This window comes from Actinotalea ferrariae CF5-4, assembly GCF_000603945.1.
GTDB classification, from domain to species: domain Bacteria; phylum Actinomycetota; class Actinomycetes; order Actinomycetales; family Cellulomonadaceae; genus Actinotalea; species Actinotalea ferrariae.
The window spans coordinates 1-3,512 of sequence record NZ_AXCW01000342.1; the positions used below are offsets into that span (position 1 = coordinate 1).

A 3,512-nucleotide genomic window follows, 5' to 3' on the forward strand; every position below is an offset into this window, starting at 1 on the left:
CGGGGCTCGCGGTGGCGAGCTCCCGCAGGCGCGCGGCGGCCGGGTCGGCGAGGAGCAGGGGCAGCAGACCGGTGAGGTTCATGGGTCCTGTCAGGAGGCCGGGGCAGCACGACGGGCCCCGGCCGAGGATCGGACGGGGTGTGCGGGAAGTCTACGAGCCGCGGAGCGGAACGCCCGGTCGAGCTCGGCCCCGGCGGCCATTCCCGACCACCCCGACATCCGCCACCGATACGCTGGGCGTGATCGCGCGATCGAGCCTGGCCACTGGGAGAACACAGTCCGCTGCACGACGTAGTCAGGAGGAAGCCGTGGCGCACGTGGTCATCGTCGGAGGGGGAGTCGTCGGCCTCGCGCTCGCCGCCCGCCTGACCGCACGGGGCGATCGGGTGACGGTCCTCGAGAAGGAGCAGGGGCTCGCCGAGCACCAGACGGGACGCAACTCCGGCGTCATCCACTCGGGGCTCTACTACGCGCCCGGCAGCCTGAAGGCGCGCTTCGCCGCGGCCGGCTCCCGCTCGATGACAAGGTTCGCCAAGGAGCACGGCGTGGACGTCGCCACGCCCGGGAAGCTCGTCGTCGCCGTCGACGCCGACGAGGTCCCCCGCCTGGAGAAGCTCGCGACACGGGGTGAGGCCAACGGCGTCCCGCTCCGCCGGATCGGACCGGTGGAGGCACGCGAGTACGAGCCGCACGTGAGCTGCGTCGCGGCGCTGCGGGTGGAGTCGACCGGAATCATCGACTACCGGAGCGTGTGCCACGCGCTCGCCGGCCTGGTGACCGCGGGCGGCGGCGAGATCCGGCTCGGCCACGCCGTCCGCTCCGCCCGGACCGCGGGCAGCACGGTGCACGTCCAGGTCACCTCCGCCCGCGGCGAGGAGGAGATCTCGGCGGACTTCCTGGTGGCGTGCGCAGGACTGCACGCCGACCGGATCGCGGTGGCCTGCGGGGTCGACCCGGGAGCGCGCATCGTCCCGTTCCGCGGCGAGTACTTCGAGCTGCGACCCGAGGCCGCGGGGTTGGTCAACGGACCCATCTACCCGGTGCCGGATCCCCGGTTCCCCTTCCTCGGCGTCCACCTCACGACCTCGGTGGACGGCCATGTGCACGTCGGGCCGAACGCCGTGCTCGCCCTCGCCCGCGAGGGCTACACCTGGCGGGAGGTGTCGCCACGCGACCTGGCCGACGCGTTGAGCTGGCCAGGTCTGTGGCGGCTCGGCGCGAAGGCGTGGTGGCCGGGGGCGCACGAGGTCGCCCGCTCGCTGTCGAAGCCCCTCTTCGCCAAGTCCCTGGCCCGGCTCGTCCCCCAGGTCAGAGCCGACGACCTCGTGCCTGCCCCGGCAGGCGTCCGCGCCCAGGCGCTCCAGCGGGACGGGGCGATGGTCGACGACTTCCTGGTGCGCGCGGCGCCGCGGCAGCTGCACGTCATCAACGCGCCGTCACCGGCAGCGACCGCCGCCCTCGAGATCGCAGAGCACCTGGAGCGATCCCTCGACCGCATCGCGAGCACGTGAGCCGGCCACGACGACCCGCGAACCGACCCGGCCGGCCCGCCGGGGTCGTGGTGCACAACTCCGACGGGGTGAACCCGTACGCAGCCGAGCTCGCGTCGCTCCTGTGCCGGGACGGTGCGCCGGTCACCCTCGTCGACGCCGCGAACAGCGACAGCCGCCCGGCCGCAGGCGTCCGGTGGCGTCGCCTGCTACCCAAGAACTTCTCCCACGCCTCACCGGCCGCGCAGGTCGTCGCCCTGGTGCGCGGCCTGGCCGCGACGGTGGCGGGCAGCGTCCTGCACGGCCAGGTCGTCCTCGTCGCGTTCACCCGCTTCCCGGCGGAGGACCTCGTCCTCGCGGCGCTCGCGGCGGCCGGTCGGCCCGTCGTCCTGGTGGTGCACAACCCGGTGCCCCGGGAGCACGAGTCGGCGCCGGCGCGGTTCGCGCGTCGGACCCTCCTGACCCGCGCCCTGGTCGTCGTCATCCATGCGGAGCGGCTGCGTGGGCGGCTCGACACCGCCAGGCGAGGTCCTGTCGTGGTCTGCCCCCACCCGCCGTACCTCGAGGTCGCCCCGTCAGGGGCCGCCGACGTGGTCCTCGACCCGACCCGGAGCTGGGTCGCCTTCATCGGGGCGCTGCGCTGGGACAAGGGGGCGGGTCTCCTGCCCGAGATCCTCGCCCACGTACCCGAGGCCAGGCGGCGCGGCCTGGGCCTCGTCGTGTGCGGGCGCGGCAGCCTCCCCGACGCCGCCTGGGCGGCCATCCGCACCTCGGGCGTCGAGGTGTGCGACCTGACCTCTGCCGAGCCGGTCCCGCAGGACCTCCTGCTGGAGGTCCTCCGCCATCGCCCCCTCGTGCTGGCGCCGTACGTCGCCGCCACGCAGAGCGGCTCGGTGATCCTGGCGCTCTCCCTGGGCTGTCGCGTCCTGGCCTTCGACGAGGGCGGCATCCCCGACGTGCTGACCGCGGACGGGCTGGTCCCCACGGGAGACGTCGGCGCCATGGGTCGGGCGATCGGGGAAGGCCGAGGCGGGACCGCCGTGGACGAGGTGCCTCGGTGGGCGGAGCACGCGGCGCGGTCGTGGACCGATGTCGTGCAGCGCGCAGCGGCCTCCGGCTGACCGGTCCCTGTCCCGTGCTGTCTTTTCCATCCTTCCCATGGCGGGGGGCGTGGACGATACTGAGCGCCCCTCTGTGCGTTCACCGCGCGTTCGCCCCAGGTTCGACGACGGAGCCCCTGTGATCTCGACGAATCCCTCCCCCCTCGACGGCCCTGCGCGCGGGGCCGAGGACTGGCGCGCCCGCGTGATGGGCGACCCAGGCTTCCCCCCACGTCTGAGGAAGACGGCCGCCGGTCTGCTGGTGCTCACCGCGGTGGTGTGGTCCGTCGCGATGTCCTCGGCCATGTTCCTGCCGGACGGCCACCCAGCCCGGGAGTGGCTCCACCCCGACTGGGAGTACACCGTCCCCGCCTTCTACAGCGCGGCGCTGCTCGTCACGGCTGCCATCGCGGGCTTCCTGGCGGGGCGCTCGACGCTCTGGTACCGGTTCCTCGGGCTCGGACTGCTCGGCATGGGGATCGACGAGCTCTTCGTCGTCCACGAGACCCTCGAATACCGGCTGGGCGTGGACTGGCAGCTGCTCTACCTCCCCGTCGTCGCCATCGGGCTGGTCGTCGTCGTCTTGGTCCACCGCCACATGCGGGCCGAGTCCCGAGCGGCGGAGCTCTTCATGCTGGCCGGCGTGGCCTGCTGGGGCGTCGCCCAGCTCCTGGAGCTGATCCAGTGGGACGGTGACGTCCAGCGTCCCGGCTACGGCTACATGATGGGGATCGAGGAAGGGCTCGAGATGACCGGCACCGTCGCGTTCGTCCTCGCGTTCCTCGCGGTCCTCGCCGCGCGGGCGCACAGCGGGACGCGGGTCGACGCCTGACCGGGCACGGGAGCGCTCAGGACCTCCCGACCGCGGGTGGCGGAGGTCGTCCGCTCGGCGACCTCCGCCTCAGCCCTGATCCACCGGTCT

Annotated in this window: 3 protein-coding genes; all 3 read left to right on the top strand. The window is 73.7% G+C overall.

Going from position 1 to position 3,512, the window contains the following annotated elements:
• Positions 1 to 80: 80 nt before the first annotated feature.
• The 3 genes from lhgO (at position 81) to N866_RS17435 (ending at position 3,422) form a co-directional block, all read left to right on the top strand.
• Positions 81 to 1,511, top strand: coding sequence for an L-2-hydroxyglutarate oxidase (lhgO, locus tag N866_RS17425; protein WP_155855455.1), 1,431 nt, complete (start codon positions 81 to 83; stop codon positions 1,509 to 1,511).
• A complete protein-coding gene (locus tag N866_RS17430; protein ID WP_162177334.1) occupies positions 1,508 to 2,611 on the top strand; it encodes a glycosyltransferase in 1,104 nt (367 codons plus the stop codon). Before lhgO ends, N866_RS17430 begins: the two co-directional genes overlap by 4 nt.
• A gap of 118 nt (positions 2,612 to 2,729) precedes the next feature.
• Positions 2,730 to 3,422, top strand: coding sequence for a hypothetical protein (locus N866_RS17435; protein WP_034228940.1), 693 nt, complete (start codon positions 2,730 to 2,732; stop codon positions 3,420 to 3,422).
• Positions 3,423 to 3,512: the final 90 nt, after the last annotated feature.